Source organism: Pseudomonas sp. GLN_2, assembly GCF_043106005.1.
Classification (GTDB): domain Bacteria; phylum Pseudomonadota; class Gammaproteobacteria; order Pseudomonadales; family Pseudomonadaceae; genus Aquipseudomonas; species Aquipseudomonas alloputida.
This window is the reverse complement of sequence record NZ_JBICMC010000019.1, coordinates 1-19249: the sequence shown is the minus strand read 5'-3', so window position 1 is coordinate 19249 and position 19249 is coordinate 1. Positions and strand designations below refer to the sequence as shown.

Below are 19249 nucleotides of genomic sequence, written 5' to 3'. Positions count from 1 at the left end.
CAAGAGTGTGGCGAGCAAATGAACAGTCTGGCATGTGCAAAAGCGGCAGATGTGTCCCGAACAGCCCTGAACAGGCGGCAGATGCGCTCATCCCGTATGAGTGTCTGAACCGTTCCATAACGCACGCACGACACCTTGACCATAAGTCGAATTGCCGCACCTGTGGCAAACGGCGTTCAATACACGAACCCGAAGACTGATTGGCGGTGTCCGCGGAAGTTGCAAGAACTGCGAAAAGTCGGACATGGCGACCCTGGCAAACCCAGGTCCTATGCTGTCAATTAGGTAGCTGTAGATTGTGGAGACGCGTTAAATGGCGCAGAACGAATCGGTTGATGTGGTACTGGTAGGCGCGGGCATCATGAGTGCCACCCTGGCCGTACTGCTCAAGGAGCTTGACCCGACCCTGAAGCTTGAGGTCGTCGAGGCGATGGACTCCGGGGCCGCGGAAAGCTCCAACCCCTGGAACAACGCAGGCACCGGCCACGCCGGCCTGTGCGAGCTGAACTACACGCCGCAGGCCGCCGATGGCAGCATCGACATCAAGAAGGCCGTGCACATCAACACCCAGTTCGAGGTTTCGCGCCAGTTCTGGGCCTACCTGACCAAGAAGGGCAACTTCGGCTCGGCGCGTGCCTTCATCAACCCTGTCCCGCACCTGAGTTACGTCGAGGGTGACAAGGGTGTTTCCTTCCTCAAGAAGCGTTTCGAGCTGCTCAAGCAGCACCACGCCTTCGCCGAGATGGAATACACCGAAGACAAGGCCGTGATGAACGACTGGATGCCGCTGATGATGCCTGGCCGCCCGGCCGACCAGCACATCGCCGCTACCCGCGTGGCCAAAGGCACCGACGTCAACTTCGGCGCACTGACCAACAAGCTGCTCAAGCTGCTGGGCGACTCGCCGGACGCGCAGGTCAAGTACAGCAAGAAGGTGGTCGGCCTGCGCCGTAACGGCCGCGGCTGGACCGTGAGCATCAAGGACGTCAACAGCGGCGGCAGCCGTGAAGTCGACGCCCGCTTCGTCTTCCTCGGCGCCGGCGGCGCGGCCCTGCCGCTGCTGCAGTTGTCCGGCATCCCGGAAAGCAAAGGTTTCGGCGGCTTCCCTGTCAGCGGCCAGTGGCTGCGTTGCGACAACCCGGAAATCGTCAAGCAGCACCAGGCCAAGGTCTACAGCCAGGCCGCTGTCGGCGCCCCGCCGATGTCGGTACCGCACCTGGACACACGCGTCGTGGACGGCAAGACTTCGCTGCTGTTCGGCCCGTATGCCGGCTTCACTACCAAGTTCCTCAAGCACGGCTCGCTGATGGACCTGCCGCTGTCGGTGCGCATGGGCAACATCGGCCCGATGCTGGCCGTGGCCCGCGACAACATGGACCTGACCAAGTACCTGGTCAGCGAAGTGATGCAGTCGATGGAGCAGCGTCTGGAAGCCCTGCGTCGTTTCTATCCGCAGGCCAAGGCCGAAGACTGGCGCCTGGAAGTGGCGGGTCAGCGCGTGCAGATCATCAAGAAAGACCCGAAAAAAGGCGGCGTGCTGCAGTTCGGTACCGAGCTGGTCTCGGCCCAGGACGGCAGCCTGGCAGCTCTGCTCGGCGCATCGCCAGGTGCCTCGGTGACCGTGTCGATCATGCTGGAACTGATCGAGCGCTGCTTCCCCGAGCAGGCCAAGGGTGCCTGGGCTGCCAAGCTCAAGGAAATCTTCCCGGCTCGCGAGAAGACCCTGGCAACCGATGCTGCGCTGTACCACAAGATCAGTGCCGATAACGACGCAGCCCTGGACCTGGCAGAAAGCAGCCCGGCGGCCAAGCATTACGCCTAAGCCGGCCTGAAACGCAAAAACGCCCCTCGGGGCGTTTTTTTTGTGCCTGGCGCTTGATCAGCCTGTACCGGCCTCTTCGCGGGCATGCCCGCTCCCACAGGTTCGGTAATGCCCGCAGGGGCGGCGCGACTCCTGTGGGAGCGGGCGCGCCCGCGAAGAGGCCGGCACTGGCTACAGATCAGCCGCGGGCTTTATCGATGATCTCGATGTACTCAGGGGCATTGCGCTGGTCGGCAATTTGCTCGACGAAGGTCTTGCCGTGCTCGTCCTTGCCATCCAGGTCCAGGCCAGCTTCGACGAAGAAGCCTACAAAGCGCTCAAAGTCGTCCACGCGCAGGCCACGGTAAGCCTTGACCAGCTTGTGCAGCGACGGCGAAGTCACACCATCGGCCGGCTCGAACTGAAGGAACGACTTGATGTAGTCGTCGCTGATTTCGTCACCGATTACCTGTTTCTTGTCTTTACGCATTGCCGACTCCAACTGGACCATCACGGAATTTCGAAGGCCGGCAGTTTACCCCCCGCAGGCTTCGCGCCTCAACGCGTACGTACCGTCCCGGTGTGCAGGTCGGCCCAGATATGGCCGTTGCCGTAAGTCAGAAACTGCACGTACAGGGTTTCGTTACGCAGCAGGTCCATGACCACACGGTAGGTGCTGACCGGGTAATTCAGGCTCAAGGTGCGGGTTTTAGCGTCATACACAGGCTTTTTCAGGCTTTTGGCCGCTTCACCATCGAACGTCAGCAGCACCTGGGCAATGGTCGCGCCCTTGCTCAGCGGCTTGCCCTTCAGGCGCACCTGCAACGACGATGTGATCGGAATCGGCTGCTGATCGGACTGGCGCTGGGCCCCTACGACCACCGAATAGTCAGTCACTTGCAGCAATTGCTGGCTGGTCGGCGCTTCCTGGCGCAGGGACTGGTCATCAGGTGGCAGGAACTGACTGTGCAGCGGTGCGGCAGCGAGCGGCAGGCTGACCGCCAGCAGGAGGGGAAGAATCGCACGCATGTGAGGCTCCTTGTATGAAGGAGCACTCTAGCATGCCGGGTGCAGCCGATATCAATCGAACTGCGCGCGCATCCAGGCCTGGTAATCGGCCACGCCGGCTTCACCCTCGCGCGGCGCCCAGTGTGCGTGCTCGCCCTCGCCCACTGGTCGGTATGGCCCAGCCTTGCACTCGAACAGGATGCTGTCAGGCTCCAGCACCACCAAGCCATGGTAGGTACCAGGCGCCAGATCCACACCCAGACAGTCGCCACCGGCCTGCAGCACCCGCTTGTCAGTCACCGCGCCTTGTTCATCGAAGATCAACAGGCCAAAACGCCCCTTGAGCGCTATCAAGGTTTCAGCCTTGTCGGCGCTCAAATGGCGATGCGGCGGAATGTAGGTGCTTGGTTGCAGCCCGACGGCCATGCGGTGGCAGGGCTCTTCCATAGCGTGAAAGTTATGGTGCTGCCGCCCGCGCGGGTTGGCAGCGGCCTTTTCGGCCAGCCCGGCGAACAGCGATTGGTCGATGAACGCAGGCTGACGCACGGTTACAGCCCCTTTACGGCGAAGATGCCGTTAGCGTTGCGCCAGTAACCTTTGTAGTCCATGCCGTAACCGAAGATATAGCGATCGACACAAGGCAGGCCCACATAGTTGGCCTTGAGGTCAGGGCTTGCCTTGCGGTCGTGGTCCTTGTCGATCAGCACAGCGGTGTACACCGAGCGGGCGCCGGCATGCTTGCAAAACTCGATGATGGCGCTGAGGGTGTGGCCTTCGTCGAGGATATCGTCAACGATCAACACGTCACGGTCGATGAACGACACTTCCGGCTTGGCCTTCCAGAAAAGCTCACCGCCGCTGGTCTGGTTGCGGTAGCGAGTAGCGTGCAGGTACGAGGCTTCCAGCGGGAACTGCAGGTGGGTCAGCAGTTTGCCGGAGAAGATCAGGCCACCATTCATCACGCAGAACACAACCGGGTTCTTGTCGTGCAGGTCCTTGCAGATCTGTTCGCCGACTTTGGCGATGGCCGCTTCGACTTCGGCTTCGGTGTACAGGCAGTCAGCTTCATGCATGACTTGACGGATATGCTCGAGATCGGCGGACATGGCGCGCTCCGGGGGGCATTTTGGAAAAGCGGGCAAAGGTACGCATCCGCTCGTCACAGATCAAGCATTTATGGACTAACGTCCAGAATGACCAGACGACAGCACAGGCTGAATAGATTAATCTAGCGCGGTTTTTTTGCCCGCCTTTCGGAGCCCTCCCCTATGCCCACTCGTGAGATCCGCCATCCGCTGATCCGCCACAAGCTTGGCCTGATGCGCCGTGCCGATATCAGCACCAAAAATTTTCGCGAACTCGCCCAGGAAGTCGGCGCGCTCCTGACGTATGAAGCCACCCAGGACCTGCCCCTCGAAACCTACGAGATCGACGGCTGGTGTGGCAAGGTCTCGGTTGAAAAAATCGCCGGCAAGAAGATCACCGTAGTACCAATCCTGCGCGCCGGCATCGGCATGCTCGACGGCGTGCTCAGCCTGATCCCGGGTGCCAAGGTCAGCGCCGTCGGCGTTGCCCGAAACGAAGAAACCCTCGAAGCCCACACCTACCTGGAAAAGCTCGCGCCGGACATCAACCAGCGCCTGGCCCTGATCATCGACCCGATGCTGGCCACCGGCGGCTCGATGGTTGCCACCATCGACCTGCTGAAAAAGGCCGGCTGCAAAGAGATTCGCGCCATGGTGCTGGTCGCCGCACCAGAAGGCATCGAGGCGGTGGAAAAAGCCCACCCGGACGTGAAGATCTACACCGCCTCGATCGACCAGCGCCTGAACGAGCACGGCTACATCGTGCCAGGCCTGGGCGATGCCGGTGACAAGATCTTCGGCACCAAGCAAAAGGACGCCTGACCATGCAGGACGGCTTCAACGACCCGCTCTGGCGCCAGGTCGTTTCGGGCGCGCAGATGCTCTTCGTGGCATTCGGCGCGCTGGTGCTGATGCCCCTGATCACCGGCCTCGACCCGAACGTCGCGCTGTTCACCGCCGGCATCGGCACCCTGCTGTTCCAGCTGGTCACCGGTCGTCAGGTACCGGTGTTCCTGGCCTCGAGCTTTGCCTTCATCACGCCGATCATCCTCGCCAAAGGCCAGTTCGGCCTGGCCGAGACCATGGGCGGCGTGATGGCTGCCGGCTTCGTGTACACCTTCATGGGCTTGATGGTAAAAATCAAAGGCACCGGTTTCATCGACCGCATGCTACCGCCGGTGGTGATCGGCCCGGTGATCATCTCCATCGGCCTGGCCATGGCACCAATCGCCGCCAACATGGCGATGGGCAAAGGTGGGGACGGTACAGCGCTGATGCCATACAAGACGGCCATGCTGATCTCGATGCCAGCGCTGCTGACAACCTTGATCGTTGCCGTATTCGGCAAGGGCATTTTCCGCCTGGTGCCCATCATCTCCGGCGTGCTGGTGGGCTTTGCCCTGTCGTTCGCCTTTGGCGTGGTCGACACCGCCAGGATCGCTGCCGCACCGTGGCTGGAAATCCCCAATTTCACCGCCCCTGCGTTCAACTGGCAGGCCATTCTGTTCATCGTCCCGGTTGCGCTGGCGCCGGCGATCGAGCATATCGGCGGGGTGATTGCAGTGGGCAGCGTGACCGGCCGTGACTACCTGAAGAAGCCTGGCCTGCACCGGACATTGCTGGGCGACGGCCTGGCGACTACTGCAGCCGGCCTGTTCGGCGGCCCGCCCAACACCACCTATGCCGAAGTGACCGGCGCGGTGATGCTGACCAAGAACTACAACCCGAAGATCATGACCTGGGCAGCGGTCTTCGCCATTACCCTGGCGTTCATCGGCAAGTTCGGCGCGCTGCTGCAGAGCATCCCGGTGCCGGTGATGGGCGGCATTCTGTGCCTGCTGTTCGGCTCGATTGCAGCGGTGGGCATGAACACCATGATCCGCCACAAGATTGACCTGGGCGAAGCACGCAACCTGGTGATCGTCTCGGTGACACTGGTGTTCGGTATCGGCGGCGTGCTGATCGGCAGCGGTGACGGCCCGGATGACTGGGGCCTGAAGGGCATCGCCCTGTGCGCCATTGTGGCTATTGCGCTGAACCTGATTCTGCCGGGTAATGACAGCTGGAAGCACAAGAAGCTGGATGTATAAAGGGTCGGTAGGGGCCGCAAGGCGGCCCCTTCGATTCAGGCCTTTTCACACATATCAGCCAACACCCTCACCCACTCCGGGTGATCATTCAGGCACGGCACCAGCACCAGCTCCTGGCCGCCCGCCTCGACAAACTGCTCGCTGCCACGCATGCCTATCTCTTCCAGCGTCTCGATGCAATCCGCCACAAATGCCGGGCACATCACCAGCAGCTTCTTCACACCAGCCTTGGCCAGCTCATCCAGCCGCGTCTCGGTGTAGGGTTCGATCCACTTGTCACGGCCCAGCCGCGACTGGAACGATACCGACCATTTGCCATCCGGTATGCCCATTTTCTGCGCAAAGGCTTTGGCCGTAGCCAGGCATTGCCCGCGATAGCAAACCGAACGTACTTCGGCGGTTGCACCGTGGCAGCAATCGGCAGCACGCAGGTCGTGCTTGACCCCTTTCGGAAACAGCTTTTTCAGGTGCCGTTCCGGCAAACCATGGAAGCTCAACAGCAGGTGGTCGTAACCCGTCTCAAGGTACGGCCGGGCACTGGCAGCCAGTGCCTCGATGTACGCCGGGTGCTCATAGAACGGCTGCAGCACGCGCATCTGCAACGGCAACTGGCGCTCGCTGACGGTCTGTTTTGCCAGCTCGACCACCGTGGTCACCGTGCTGTCGGCGAACTGTGGATAAAGCGGCGCCAAAGTCACCTTGCGCACACCTTGGGCGGCCAGCCGCTCCAATACATCAGGCAACGCTGGCTGGCCGTAGCGCATGGCAATTTCCACTGGTCCATGGGGCCAGTGCTCGACCATCGCTGCCTGCAGGCGACGGGTTAGCACAACCAGAGGCGAGCCCTCCTCCCACCAGATCGAAGCGTAGGCGTGTGCCGACTGCTCTGGGCGCTTGATCAGGATCAGCGACACCAGCAAGCGCCGCACCGGCCACGGCAGGTCGACCACGTACGGGTCCATGAGGAACTGGTTGAGGTAGCGGCGCACATCGGCCACCGAGGTGGAGGCCGGGGAACCCAGGTTGACCAGCAGCAGGGCGTGATCGGTCATGCAGCGTCCTATGTCAGAGGCGACTGGACAGGTTGTCCAGCGCCGATTGCAGATCGTTGAAGCGGAAGGTGAAGCCGGCTTCCAGCGAGCGTACCGGGCGCGCCCGCTGGCCTCCCAGCAGCAAGGTGGACATCTCGCCAAGCCCGGCCTTGAGCAGCAATGCCGGCACTGGCAACAGCGCCGGCCGATGCAGGGCGCGGCCCAGTCGCCTGGCAAACTCACGGTTGCGCACAGGCTCCGGCGCGCAGGCATTATAAGGACCGCTGGCATCCTTGTGCTGCAAGAGAAAATCAATCAGGGCGACCTGGTCGTCTATATGAACCCAGGGCATCCACTGCCGCCCATTGCCCAAAGGCCCGCCCAGCCCCAGCTTGAAGGGCATGCGCAGGCGCGACAAAAAGCCGCCATCGCTGGCCAGCACCAGGCCGGTACGGACCAGTACCACGCGTATCCCCTGCGCTTGCGAACGCTGGGCGGTCTCTTCCCAGGCAATACACAACTGGCTGGCGAAATCTTCACGGACCGGGGGTGAAGCCTCGGTCAGTTCGCGTTCGCCACCGTCTCCGTACCAACCTACCGCAGAGCCGGAGATCAACACGTCCGGGCGCTGCTCACGGGTGCCCAACCAAGCCAGCAATTGCTCGGTAAGGGTGACACGGCTGGCCCACAGCACGCTGCGCCGGGCGGCCGTCCAGGGCCTGTCGGCAATCGGCGCACCGGCAAGGTTGACCACCGCATCAAGATGATCGTCGGCCTCCAGCTGCTCCAGGCGCGCGATACCACGCACCCCGCTACCACAGATTTTCGCCACCTGTTCAGGACGCCTGCTCCAAACCGTAAGCCGATGCCCTTGGCCCAGCCAGTACTGGCACAGATGCTTGCCAATCAAACCGGTGCCACCTGTCAGCAATATATGCATGGCTGTGTCCTCGCAGAATGCGTCGGTGGTCTATTTTTAACAGCAAGGCACTTTTTTGACCCGACGCTCTCGGATAAACATAGGCCAACCTGCCCGCTAACACGGAATAACCTTATACAGAATTTTTGCATTGTACAGGTTTGCCTGACAGCGTAGTCTGCTCACAGCAAGGTTTGAAGAGGCCATCATGACAATACCTATCGCCATCATCGGGGCCGGCATCGCCGGTTTGTCAGCCGCCCAGGCTTTGCAAAAGGCCGGGCAATCCGTGCACTTGTTCGACAAAGGCCACGGCAGTGGCGGGCGCATGGCCAGCAAGCGCAGCGAAGCCGGCGCGCTCGACCTGGGCGCACAGTACTTCACTGCCCGTGACCGACGCTTTGTCGATCAGGTGCAGCAATGGGTGGCCGCCGGCTGGGCCGAACAATGGAAGCCTCAACTGTATAACTACCGTGACGGCGAACTCACCCCTTCCCCTGACGAGCAGACGCGCTGGGTAGGCGTGCCACGCATGAGCGCCATTACCCGCGGCTTGCTCAAGGACGTCACGGTCAACTTCGGCTGCCGCATAGCGGAAGTGTTTCGCGGCAAGCAGTACTGGCACCTGCAAGATACCGAAGGTTGCAGCCACGGCCCCTACAGCCGTGTGGTCATCGCCGTACCGGCACCGCAGGCCACGCCACTTCTGGCCGCCACACCGAAGCTGGCGGCCGTGGCCGCTGGCGTGCAAATGGAACCTACCTGGGCCGTGGCCCTCGCCTTCCAGGCACCGCTGGATACGCCAATGCAAGGCTGCTTCGTGCAGGACAACCCGCTGGACTGGCTGGCCCGCAATCGCAGCAAGCCCGGCCGCGACGAGCACCTGGACACCTGGGTACTGCACGCGACGTCAGACTGGAGCCGCCAACACATCGACCTGCCCAAGGAAGTAGTGATCGAACAGTTGTGGGGCGAATTCGCCGAACTGGTCGGCTGCGTGGTACCACCGCCCACCTTCGCCCTGGCCCACCGCTGGCTCTATGCCCGCCCCAGTAGCAACCATGAGTGGGGCGCACTGGCCGATGCTGACCAGGGCTTGTACGCCTGTGGGGACTGGTGCCTGTCCGGCCGCGTCGAGGGCGCATGGCTCAGTGGCCAGGAAGCGGCGCGGCGCTTGCTCGAACACCTTGAGTGATGCCGAACTATACAAAAATACTAGTTTGCATAACTTCAGCGCTGTGCTGAAATAAACCTGTACAAGTTTCGAGTCACGTACAGGTTTATTTTCGGAGGCAGCCATGCACGACCCTTCCGCCCACAGCAAGCCGCGTATCGCCATCAGCGCCTGCCTGACCGGGCACAGCGTGCGCTACAACGGCGGCCACAAGGCCTCCGACCTGTGCCGTAAACAGCTGGAACAGCACTTCGACTGGTTACCCGTGTGTCCAGAAGTGGCAATCGGCCTGGGTGTCCCGCGCGACCCGATTCGCCTGGTCGGCAACCCCGAGCAACCCGAAGTGGTCGGCACCCGCGAGCCCGGCAAGGACCTCACCGACCCGCTGCGCACCTATGGCGAGCAGATGGCCAACGAGCTTGACGACATCTGCGGCTACATCTTCATGCAGAAGTCACCTTCATGCGGCCTGGAACGGGTAAAGGTTTATCAGGACAACGGCCACCCGGCCGTGCATGGCGGCCGTGGCGTCTATGCCCAGGCTTTCTGCGCATTGCGCCCGGACCTGCCAGTAGAAGAAGAAGGCCGCCTGCATGACCCCGTGCTGCGCGAGAATTTCATAAGCCGCGTTTACGCCTACGCCGACTGGCAGCGCCTGCTGGCCGAGGGCCTGAACCGTGGCGCGCTGGTGCGCTTTCATTCGCGCTACAAGTATTTGCTGATGGCCAACAACCCACAGGCCTATCGCACCCTCGGCCGCCTGCTTGGCAGCATGAGCAAGGCTGATGAACCACAGAGCATCGGCCCGCGCTATTTCAGCCAGCTGATGCAGGCCCTGCGCCGCTGCGCCAGCCGCGGCACCCACAGTAACGTGCTGCAGCACCTGAGCGGCTATTTCAAGGATGCTCTGACGCAGCAGGACAAGGCCGAGTTGCAGGCAGTCATCGGCCAATACCAACAAGGCGTGGTACCCCTGGTAGTACCACTTACCCTGCTCAAACACCATTTACGCAAGCACCCAGACCCCTACCTGCAGCAACAAGCCTACCTGCAGCCTCACCCCGAGAGCCTGGGCTTACGCAATGCGGTCTGAGGACTTGCTGCCCATCGGCGAACTTGCCCGTCGCACCGGCGTAAACCCGGTCACCCTGCGCGCCTGGGAGCGCCGGTATGGGTTGCTCAAGCCACAGCGCACCGCCAAGGGGCATCGCCTGTACCCACTTGAGCAGGTCGAACGCGTCGAGGCGGTCCTGGCCTGGCTGCAGCGTGGCGCGTCGGTCGGCCAAGTCCGCGAGTTGCTCGACAAACCCGCCAGCACCCCACCGAAGGGGGACTGGCAAGCCAGGCAATTCCAGCTGATCGAAGCCATCGCCGGCCTTTCACAGCGCGCCCTCGACCAGCAACTTAACCAGGCCATGGCGCTGTACCCGGCAGTCACCCTGTGCGAACAATTGCTGCTGCCGCTGCTCGACATGCTCGACCAGCGCTGGCGCAATTACTTCAACGCTCGGCTGGAGCAGGTCTTTTTCCACAGCTGGCTGCGCAGCAAGCTTGGTGCCCGCGTGTACCACGACAACCAGCTGCTGCAAGGGCCCGCCGTGCTGCTGGCCGAAGACAGCGAACGCACCTTCAGCCCAGACTTATGGTTATGCGCCTGGCTGCTCACCAGCAATGGCTTCCCGGTCGAGGTGCTCGAGCAGCCCGTTGCAGGCCCGCAATTGCTAAGCGCCGTCAACGCACTCAAACCACACGCCTTAGTCCTGCACCTGGGGCCCCGCATCGACGACAAGGCGTTGCTGCGCACCCTGCAAGGCTTGCCGATCCCCAAGCTGCTGGGCGGTGCCACGCTGGCGCTGCATGAAGCCCGCTTGAAGGCTTTTGAGCTACCCGACCTTTTCCTGTTCGACACCCCGCAGGCGGCATTGCGCGTGCTTCAAGCCCATGATCGACAGCCTGTAGAGATAAATGCCCCATGCACCTGACCTGGCTGCGCAGCGACCTGCGTATCGATGACAACACTGCACTCAGCGCCTCCACCGAGCGCGGCCCGACCATCGCCCTGTGGCTGGTCAGCCCCGGACAATGGCAAGCCCATGACGATGCCGCCTGCAAAGTCGACTTCTGGCTGCGTAACCTGCATGACCTGCGCCAATCACTGGAAAAGCTGAACATACCCCTGCTGATCCGCACAATCGATACCTGGGACCAGGCGCCACAGGCGGTGCTCGATGCCTGTCGCCAACACCAGGTGCAAAGCGTGCACTGGAACGAGGAGTACGGCATCAATGAGCAGCGCCGGGATGATGCCACCCGGGCACTGCTGGAAAAGTCGGCCATCCAGGCGCACAGCTACCTCGACCAGCTGTTCTTCCGTCCGGGCACCGTACTGACTCGCAGTGGCGATTACTTCCAGGTGTTCAGCCAGTTCAAGAAAACCTGCCTGGAGCATCTGCACCGCAGCCTGCCGGCCCTGGCAGGGCGGGTGAAGCGCCAGGCCCCGCTGAACATCGGCAGCGACCCGATCCCGCAACACGTAGAGGGGTTCGGAAAAACCACGCCCGCACTGCGCGACCACTGGCCAGCCGGTGAAGCTGAGGCACAATCCCGCCTGTCACGCTTCCTGGACGAAACCATCGACGACTACCACCACCTGCGCGACTTGCCTGCCAAGCCCGGTACCAGCCAGCTTTCCCCCTACCTGGCCGCCGGCGTGATTTCGCCCCGCCAATGCTTGCACGGTGCACTGGCCGGCAACCGGGGCGAGTTCGACAGTGGCAGCACAGGCGTGCAGACCTGGATCAATGAGCTACTCTGGCGTGAGTTCTACAAGCACATCCTGAGCGGTTATCCACAGGTCTCGCGCCACCGCGCCTTCCGCGCCCAGACCGAAGCCCTGCCCTGGCGTGACGCCCCGGCAGACCTGGAGGCCTGGGAGCAGGGCCGCACCGGCTTCCCAATCATCGATGCCGCCATGCGCCAGCTGCTGCACACCGGGTGGATGCACAACCGCTTGCGCATGGTCGTGGCCATGTTCCTCAGCAAGAACCTGCTGATTGACTGGCGCAAGGGCGAGCGGCACTTCATGCGCCACCTGATAGACGGCGACCTGGCCGCCAACAACGGCGGTTGGCAGTGGAGTGCGTCCACCGGCACCGACGCGGTGCCCTATTTCCGTATCTTCAACCCGGTTTCACAGTCGCAACGCTTCGATCCACAGGGTCAGTTCATTCGCCACTGGGTACCGGAACTACAGGAGCTCGATGAAAAAGCCATCCATCACCCCATTAAATCGACGGACCTTTTCGGTAATACTTCGTACCTAAGTCCAATCGTAGATCTCAGCAGCAGTCGCCAGCGGGCCCTGGAAGCGTTCAAAGGGCTGCCACGCCGGCAGAATTAGGGGATAACGTCTTGATTAACTCACGCAGTTTCTGGGTTACGGGCGCAAGCAACGGAATTGGCTTGGCTTTGGTGGAGCGGATGCTCGATGAAGGACATCGCGTTGCCGCGAGTGGCAAGGATTGCGATGCACTGGATGATTTGGGGACACGCTACGGCAGCCAATTGTTGCGTTTGCCGTGGCAGTTGCATGAAGAACATCACGTTACCCATGCGTGCCAACAGATTTGCCATGCCTGGTGTTCGCTGGACGGGCTGATCCTCAACACCGGCACCACCGATTACCTGCCAGACAATGCCAGTGACAGTGAGCTGATCGAAGCGATCGTCACTACCAACCAGCTGGCCGCAGAGCATTGCCTGAGCAAAGCGCTGCCGTTGCTGGAAAAGAGTCGGTCGCCGCAGGTGATGGCGCTTTTCAACCGCTATTCGGCGTTGCAGCTGTTTGCACCGACACAGGTGACTGCGGGCTGGAACAATTTGCCGCAATGGATGCGTGAGCAACGCAAGGCCCTTGAGGGCCAAGGGGTAGCACTGACCATTGTCGGGCCACAATCGTTGAAGGTCACGGTAACGTCGGCACAGGCGATACCGGAGGCGTGGACGCCCGGCAGTGCCGCAGAGGAGTTGCTGCGGCGGTGGCCCCACAGGGAACCCGAACTGGTTCTGGAGACACTGGACCTCAGTAGCCTGTGGCCACTGGCGCGTTAACACCTGAAATCAGCATTACCGTCTTCGCGGGCAAGCCCGCTCCTGCCGATTACCCAGACCTTGAGTGCTGTGGTATGCCGGCAGGAGCGGGCATTGCCCGCGAAGTGACGAGTGCAGGCGAACTCAGAGCGCCATTCTGTAATGCAGGCTGTAGCTTTCTACACCATCGTTGGGCTCTTTGATGCCGGCATTGGAATAGTGAATCGCCCGCACCCCAATCTCATGCCCGCCGGCAAAGCGCAAACCAAAGCCGATGCGGTCCTCGAACTGGAAAGCCGAACCCAGCTCGTTGCTTTCCAGCTCGGTGCTGGAGAACGCCGCTACCCCTATCCCGGCTTCGATGTAAGGCTTCACCGACTCCCCGGCAAATTCATAGACGAACACGGGCGCGAAGGACAGGCTGTGATTGCTTGCGGTCTCGTCGCCATCCCAGTAGGTGTAGGCCCCATCCCAATAGCCGGTCAGCCGACCAACGCTGGTCTGCCACCAACTCGCATCCCAATTCGATTGCAGCCCTAGCCGGTAAACCATTGTCGAATCGCCGGTCTGCCCCACCGAAAACGAAACATCGGCAGCTTGTGCCGACATCGCTTGCCCCAAAACAAAGGCAGCAGCCGCTGCCAAGCCGAGCAGTTTCCTCATAAGAAACATCCTTCTTTCTGATGCTGTTGTTAGTGTCCGCCTCATCTCAGGCAAAGCGGTAGAAAGCAGAAGTGGAACGATAGTTCAGCCTTTTTTCACGTTTTTTTCACAACGCAAAGCTTTGCACATCGTCAGACTTATGCCACAGCACAGGTAGGATTTTTCTTAAGGTTTCTGGGTCAGCGCTGGTCCAGAAGCGTGCAGCGCCGGCCGGGCCTTCGGCCAAGAGATCATTGGCACCCAGCAGCCGTCGCAGCTGACGCGCCACGGCCGCGCCGGTGTCGATGATGGCCACGTCATTCGGCACCATGCCGGCCAGCAATGGGCGAAGGAAAGGGTAATGGGTGCAGCCGAGGATCAGCGTATCGCAACCTGCTGCCAGCAGCGGCTGCACGTAGCCTTGCAGCATCTGGCGCAACGCCGGACTTGCAAGGTCACCGGTTTCGATCAGTTCGACCAGCCCCGGGCAAGGCTGGGTAATAACCTGTACGTCGTTGGCGAAGCGGTCGAGCAAGGCTGCGAACTTGGCACTCTGCAGGGTACCGGTGGTGGCCAGCACACCGACCACGCCCGAGCGGGTGGCTGCCGCTGCAGGCTTGACGGCCGGTTCCATGCCCACCAACGGCCAGGTCGGATACAACTCGCGCAGGTCGGCCACTGCCGCCACCGTGGCGGTGTTGCAGGCCAACACCATGGCCTTTGCGCCTTGCTCATGGAAGAACTCGGCAATGTGCCGGCAGCGCTCGCGGATATAGTCCGGCGACTTCTCACCGTAGGGTATATGCCCGCAGTCGGCCACATACAGCAACGTCTCGTTGGGCAGCAGGCGCTGGATCTCGGCCAGCACCGACAAACCGCCAACCCCCGAGTCCATGACGCCGACCGGCGCCGAGCGCTCAGCCATCGCGCTTGCCACAGACCGTGCACGCCGGGTCGCGCTTGACACGAAGCTCGCGGATACGGGTGCCGAGGGCATCGATCAACAGCAAGCGGCCGACCAACGGCTCACCGAAGCCAGCCAGCAGCTTCATCGCCTCCAGCGCCTGCAGGCTACCCACCAGCCCCACCAGCGGGCCAATGACGCCAGCTTCGCTGCAGGTCAGTTCGGCTTCGCTACCATGCCCGTACAGGCAGTGGTAGCACGGGCTGTAGTCGCGCCGCGGGTCGAACACCGACAGTTGGCCTTCCAGACGGATTGCCGCTCCGCTGACCAGCGGCTTGCCGGCGGCGACACAGGCAGCGTTGACCGCCTCGCGGGTAGAAAAATTGTCGGAGCAGTCCAGTACCAGGTCGACAGCCGCCACCGCAGCCGCCAGCGAGTCCTCGTCCAGTGCCTGGCGATGAGCAACCAAGCTGACTTCCGGGTTGATTGCCTGCAAGCGCTGCAAGGCAGAGTCGACCTTGCTCATGCCAACGCTGGCACTGTCGTGGATGACCTGGCGTTGCAGGTTGGTCAGGTCGACGGTGTCGAAGTCGGCCAGGTGCAGCTCACCCACGCCAGCGGCGGCCAGGTACAGGGCGACTGGCGAGCCCAGGCCACCCAGCCCGATGATCAGCGCTTTGCTCTGCTTGAGCCGCAGTTGGCCATCGATGTCGATCTGGGCCAGCAGCACCTGGCGGCTGTAACGCAGCAGTTCCTGATCACTCAGCATGGCAGTCGCCCCAGGGTAATGCGTTCATGGCCGCCCAGGTCCTTGCGGCTGGCCACCTCGATAAAGCCATGTTCAGCCAGCAGAGCACGTACCGCTGCCGCCTGATCGTAGCCATGTTCCAGCAGTAGCCAACCACCTGGCAACAAGTGCGCGGGGGCTTGGGCGGCGATCACGCGAAGGTCGTCCAGGCCATCGGCACCGGCCACCAGGGCACTGCTGGGTTCGAAGCGCACGTCGCCGGCCACAAGGTGCGGGTCTTCAGCGGCGATGTAGGGCGGGTTGCTGACAATGAGGTCAAAACGCTCCCCGGCCAGGCTGTCGAACCAGTGGCTTAGCCTTACCCGAGCGTTGGCCAGGCCTAACCGCTGGCGGTTGCGCTCGGCGAGGGCAGCAGCCTCCTCCACCCGGTCAACCGCTGTCACCTGCCAGGCCGGGCGCTCGCTGGCCAGCGCCAGAGCGATGGCCCCCGTACCGGTACCCAGGTCGAGAACCTTGGCGGGCGAAGCGGGTTGCAGTTCAAGCGCCGTCTCGACCAGCAGTTCGGTATCCGGCCGCGGGATCAGGGTATGCGGCGCAACCTCCAGGTCGATCTTCCAGAAGCCCTGCAGCCCAAGGATATAGGCCACTGGCTCGCCGCCACGGCGGCGCTGCAGGTAGCCGGCATAGGTCTCGGCATCTTCGCTGCTGACGATACGCTCGGGCCAGGTATGCAAGTAGCTGCGCGATTTACCGATGGCCGCAGCCAGCAGCAGTTCGGCATCCAGGCGCTCAGTGGGCGATTCAGGCAACTGCGCGTTGCGCAACAGGCTGGCGATGACAGTCATCAGTCCCCCAAGGCGGCCAGTTGATCGGCCTGGTATTCGGCCAGCAGCGGTTCGATCACCGCGTCTACGCCACCGCTGAGGATGTCGTCCAACGAATACAAGGTCAGGTTGATGCGGTGATCGGTCACCCGCCCCTGTGGATAATTGTAGGTGCGGATGCGCTCGGAGCGGTCACCGGACCCCACCAGCAGCTTGCGCTCACTGGCAATGGCGTTCTGCGCGGCACTGGTCTGCATGTCGTTCAGCTTGGCCGACAGCCAGGACATGGCGCGGGCGCGGTTCTTGTGCTGCGAGCGCTCCTCCTGGCATTCGACCACGATACCGGTGGGCAAGTGGGTGATACGGATCGCCGAATCGGTCTTGTTGACGTGCTGGCCGCCGGCACCGGAGGCACGGTAGGTATCCACGCGCAAGTCGGCCGGGTTGATTTCGATGGCGGCCTGCTCGTCCGGCTCGGGGAGCACCGCCACTGTGCACGCGGAAGTGTGGACACGGCCTTGGGACTCGGTCTCGGGCACACGCTGAACCCGGTGTGCACCGGACTCGAACTTGAGCTTGCCGTAGACATTCTCGCCCTCGACGCGGGCAATGATTTCCTTGTAGCCGCCGTGCTCGCCTTCGTTCTCGGACAAGATCTCCAGGCGCCAGCCGCGCTTTTCGGCGTAGCGCGAATACATGCGGAACAGGTCACCAGAGAAGATGGCTGCCTCGTCGCCACCCGTACCGGCGCGGATTTCGAGAAACACGTTGCGACCGTCGTTGGGGTCTTTGGGCAGCAGCATGCGCTGCAGCTGCGCCTCCAGCGTCAGCAGTTGCTCCTTGGCTTCACGCACCTCTTCCACGGCCATTTCACGCAGGTCCGGGTCACTGTCCTTGAGCAGCGCCTGGGCGCCTTCGAGGTCGTCCTGGACTTTGCGCCACTCTTTATAAGCAGCGTAGACCGGCTCTACCTCGGCATACTCGCGGGAGTAGGCGCGAAAACGCGTCTGGTCGGAAATAACCTCGGCGTCACCGAGCAGGGCGGTGAGTTCTTCGAAACGGTCCTGGAGGATTTCCAGTTTGTTCAGCAGCGACGCTTTCATTGCGGGGATTTGTCCGTGGAGCCCTCGTTGAGGGCAAAGAGTTCCTGGGCCATGGCCAGCGCATCAAGGCGGCCCTCGGCCGAGAGCTTTTTCAGCTGCACGCTGGGCGCATGCAGGAGTTTGTTGGTCAGGCCCCGGGCCAGCTGGGCCAGCACGTCTTCGGGGTTGCCGCCATTGGCCAGCAGGCGCAGGGCCTTTTGCAGTTCTTCGTCGCGAAGGCGCTCACTTTGCTGGCGATAGGCCCTGAGCACGTCCACCGCAGCCAGTTCGCGCAGGCGCAGCATGAAGTCTTCGGCGCCCACGGATACCAGCTCTTCGGCCGCCTGGGCCGCGCCCTGGCGGCTCTTGAGATTTTCCGCCACTACATCGTGCAGGTCGTCGACGGTGTACAGGTAGACATCATCCAGCTCGCCGACTTCGGTTTCGATATCGCGAGGTACAGCGATGTCGACCATGAAGATCGGCTTGTGTCGGCGCTGTTTCAGTGCGCTCTCGACCGCGCCCTTGCCCAGGATCGGCAACTGGCTGGCGGTGGAACTGATCACGATGTCACTGTTGGCCAGTTCCTGGGGGATGTCTGCCAGCAGCACGGCATGCGCACCGAACTGCTCGGCCAGGATGCTGGCGCGCTCCAGGGTGCGGTTGGCCACCACGATACGGCGTACGCCCTGCTCGTGCAGGTGGCGGGCGACCAGGGTGATGGTTTCGCCGGCACCGATCAGCAGGGCCTGGCTGCGGCCCAGGTCGGCGAAAATCTGCTTGGCCAGGCTGACCGCGGCGAACGCAACCGAAACCGGGTTTTCACCGATGGCCGTATCGGTACGCACCTGCTTGGCGGCGCTGAAGGTGGCCTGGAACAGGCGCCCAAGCAACGGCCCGACGGTACCGGCTTCGCGGGCCACGGCGTAGGCGGACTTCATCTGGCCCAGGATCTGAGGCTCGCCGAGAACCAGCGAGTCCAGGCCCGAGGCCACGCGCATCATGTGCTTCACGGCCTCGTGCTCTTCATGCACGTAGGCGCTGGCGCGCAGCTCGTCGAGGCTGAGGCGGTGATAGTCGGCCAGCCACTGCAGCACGGCGTCGGCGGACAGGTGGTCCTGCTCTATATAGAGCTCACTGCGGTTGCAGGTCGACAGGATCGCCGCCTCGCGGCTGGACGTCAGTCGGCAGAGCTGCTGCAGGGCGTCTACCAGCTGCTCTGGGGTAAACGCCACGCGCTCGCGTACGTCTACCGAGGCAGTCTTATGGTTGATACCAAGTGCAAGAAAGGCCATGCAAGGTCGCTGGTTGTGACGGGAAGCCGATAATTGTCCTCTTTCGCAGGTTTCAGGACAACCACCGTTCGCTATTGTGCTGATAGTCCTGCGGCTATCGCCGCTCGCGGGCCAGCATCAACGTTGATTTCAGGTTTCACTCCCGCTTTTGATCTTCGCGACTTCAGGAGGCCGGAGAGAGGGGATCCCGGAGCGCAGCGCAGGGGCCGGATGATGGGAGCGCAGCGTTTTTTGGTGGGCTTGCCCCGTGACAACGGACGCCAAGAAGCTGGTTACAGAGCTAACTGCCTTAAGCCTTTTGCGAAAAGGTGAGTCAGCGTCGCCATCGCAAATGACGGTTCGCCGAGTCAAAACAGACCACTTCGCTCCTTGCTTCTTGCTTCTTGCTTCTTGGATGTGAGCATCCACATCAAGTAGGTATTCATTCGCGAAGGTGGCGCGTAGTCACCTTTCCGCCCTTCCGGCGGGTTACTTTGGTCGTGGCCAAAGTAACCAAAGCCGTCGGCTCCCATCATCCGGCCCCTACGCTACGCTCCGGGGTCCCCTCACTCCGGACT

Annotated in this window: 20 protein-coding genes; 8 read left to right on the top strand and 12 right to left on the bottom strand. The window is 62.2% G+C overall.

What is annotated here, in order from left to right; genetic code table 11:
• Positions 1–313 precede the first annotated feature (313 nt).
• Positions 314–1822: a malate dehydrogenase (quinone) gene (gene mqo, locus ACF8Q6_RS04550; protein ID WP_392493121.1), complete on the top strand. Its 1509-nt coding sequence runs from the start codon at positions 314–316 to the stop codon at positions 1820–1822.
• 178 nt (positions 1823–2000) lie between these two features.
• On the opposite strand, the gene ACF8Q6_RS04545 is transcribed toward mqo, so the two are convergent.
• The 4 genes from ACF8Q6_RS04545 to ACF8Q6_RS04530 all read right to left on the bottom strand — a co-directional run bounded on the left by ACF8Q6_RS04545 (position 2001) and on the right by ACF8Q6_RS04530 (position 3915).
• A complete protein-coding gene (locus ACF8Q6_RS04545; RefSeq protein WP_003247360.1) occupies positions 2001–2291 on the bottom strand; it encodes a PA4642 family protein in 291 nt (96 codons plus the stop codon).
• 68 nt (positions 2292–2359) lie between these two features.
• Positions 2360–2830: a hypothetical protein gene (locus ACF8Q6_RS04540; RefSeq protein ID WP_392493882.1), complete on the bottom strand. Its 471-nt coding sequence runs from the start codon at positions 2828–2830 to the stop codon at positions 2360–2362.
• Positions 2831–2881: 51 nt separating this feature from the next.
• Positions 2882–3355, bottom strand: a complete 474-nt coding sequence (locus ACF8Q6_RS04535; RefSeq protein ID WP_010951991.1) for a WbuC family cupin fold metalloprotein — start codon at positions 3353–3355, stop codon at positions 2882–2884.
• Positions 3356–3357: 2 nt separating this feature from the next.
• Complete coding sequence (locus tag ACF8Q6_RS04530; protein ID WP_010951990.1) at positions 3358–3915, bottom strand: hypoxanthine-guanine phosphoribosyltransferase; 558 nt, start codon at positions 3913–3915, stop codon at positions 3358–3360.
• Positions 3916–4077: 162 nt separating this feature from the next.
• Between ACF8Q6_RS04530 and upp the strand changes: the two genes are divergently transcribed.
• Complete coding sequence (gene upp / locus ACF8Q6_RS04525; RefSeq protein WP_392493881.1) at positions 4078–4716, top strand: uracil phosphoribosyltransferase; 639 nt, start codon at positions 4078–4080, stop codon at positions 4714–4716.
• Between the two features lie 2 nt (positions 4717–4718).
• Positions 4719–5984: a uracil-xanthine permease family protein gene (locus ACF8Q6_RS04520; RefSeq protein WP_003247369.1), complete on the top strand. Its 1266-nt coding sequence runs from the start codon at positions 4719–4721 to the stop codon at positions 5982–5984.
• A 35-nt stretch (positions 5985–6019) separates the two neighbouring features.
• Here ACF8Q6_RS04520 and hemH read toward each other — a convergent pair whose 3' ends face one another.
• Both hemH and ACF8Q6_RS04510 read right to left on the bottom strand, forming a co-directional pair.
• Complete coding sequence (gene hemH, locus ACF8Q6_RS04515; RefSeq protein WP_392493880.1) at positions 6020–7036, bottom strand: ferrochelatase; 1017 nt, start codon at positions 7034–7036, stop codon at positions 6020–6022.
• A gap of 13 nt (positions 7037–7049) precedes the next feature.
• Complete coding sequence (locus ACF8Q6_RS04510) at positions 7050–7955, bottom strand: TIGR01777 family oxidoreductase (protein ID WP_392493879.1); 906 nt, start codon at positions 7953–7955, stop codon at positions 7050–7052.
• 187 nt (positions 7956–8142) lie between these two features.
• Here ACF8Q6_RS04510 and ACF8Q6_RS04505 point away from each other — a divergent pair, with 187 nt between their 5' ends.
• The 5 genes from ACF8Q6_RS04505 (at position 8143) to ACF8Q6_RS04485 (ending at position 13218) form a co-directional block, all read left to right on the top strand.
• The gene (locus ACF8Q6_RS04505) at positions 8143–9129 is read left to right on the top strand and encodes an NAD(P)/FAD-dependent oxidoreductase (protein ID WP_012051188.1); all 987 of its coding nucleotides are present in this window, start codon (positions 8143–8145) and stop codon (positions 9127–9129) included.
• A gap of 103 nt (positions 9130–9232) precedes the next feature.
• Positions 9233–10201 (top strand): YbgA family protein, encoded by a 969-nt coding sequence (locus tag ACF8Q6_RS04500; protein ID WP_392493878.1) that lies wholly within the window; start codon positions 9233–9235, stop codon positions 10199–10201.
• The gene (locus ACF8Q6_RS04495; protein ID WP_392493877.1) at positions 10191–11090 is read left to right on the top strand and encodes a MerR family transcriptional regulator; all 900 of its coding nucleotides are present in this window, start codon (positions 10191–10193) and stop codon (positions 11088–11090) included. The genes ACF8Q6_RS04500 and ACF8Q6_RS04495 overlap by 11 nt, the downstream gene beginning before the upstream one ends.
• Positions 11081–12508, top strand: coding sequence for a deoxyribodipyrimidine photo-lyase (gene phrB, locus ACF8Q6_RS04490; protein WP_392493876.1), 1428 nt, complete (start codon positions 11081–11083; stop codon positions 12506–12508). The genes ACF8Q6_RS04495 and phrB overlap by 10 nt, the downstream gene beginning before the upstream one ends.
• Before the next feature lie 11 nt (positions 12509–12519).
• Positions 12520–13218, top strand: coding sequence for an SDR family NAD(P)-dependent oxidoreductase (locus ACF8Q6_RS04485; protein ID WP_392493875.1), 699 nt, complete (start codon positions 12520–12522; stop codon positions 13216–13218).
• A 123-nt stretch (positions 13219–13341) separates the two neighbouring features.
• Here ACF8Q6_RS04485 and ACF8Q6_RS04480 read toward each other — a convergent pair whose 3' ends face one another.
• From ACF8Q6_RS04480 to hemA, 6 genes are all read right to left on the bottom strand, one after another.
• Positions 13342–13860, bottom strand: coding sequence for an acyloxyacyl hydrolase (locus ACF8Q6_RS04480; RefSeq protein WP_003247385.1), 519 nt, complete (start codon positions 13858–13860; stop codon positions 13342–13344).
• Between the two features lie 106 nt (positions 13861–13966).
• Positions 13967–14764 carry a glutamate racemase gene (gene murI, locus ACF8Q6_RS04475; protein ID WP_392493874.1) on the bottom strand — a complete coding sequence of 266 codons (798 nt, stop codon included), beginning with the start codon at positions 14762–14764 and terminating at the stop codon, positions 13967–13969.
• Positions 14757–15512, bottom strand: coding sequence for a molybdopterin-synthase adenylyltransferase MoeB (locus ACF8Q6_RS04470; protein ID WP_392493873.1), 756 nt, complete (start codon positions 15510–15512; stop codon positions 14757–14759). Before ACF8Q6_RS04470 ends, murI begins: the two co-directional genes overlap by 8 nt.
• Complete coding sequence (gene prmC / locus ACF8Q6_RS04465) at positions 15506–16336, bottom strand: peptide chain release factor N(5)-glutamine methyltransferase (protein WP_392493872.1); 831 nt, start codon at positions 16334–16336, stop codon at positions 15506–15508. Before prmC ends, ACF8Q6_RS04470 begins: the two co-directional genes overlap by 7 nt.
• Positions 16336–17418 carry a peptide chain release factor 1 gene (prfA, locus tag ACF8Q6_RS04460; RefSeq protein WP_003247392.1) on the bottom strand — a complete coding sequence of 361 codons (1083 nt, stop codon included), beginning with the start codon at positions 17416–17418 and terminating at the stop codon, positions 16336–16338. Before prfA ends, prmC begins: the two co-directional genes overlap by 1 nt.
• Positions 17415–18692 carry a glutamyl-tRNA reductase gene (gene hemA, locus ACF8Q6_RS04455; RefSeq protein WP_003247394.1) on the bottom strand — a complete coding sequence of 426 codons (1278 nt, stop codon included), beginning with the start codon at positions 18690–18692 and terminating at the stop codon, positions 17415–17417. The genes prfA and hemA overlap by 4 nt, the downstream gene beginning before the upstream one ends.
• Between the last annotated feature and the right edge of the window lie 557 nt (positions 18693–19249).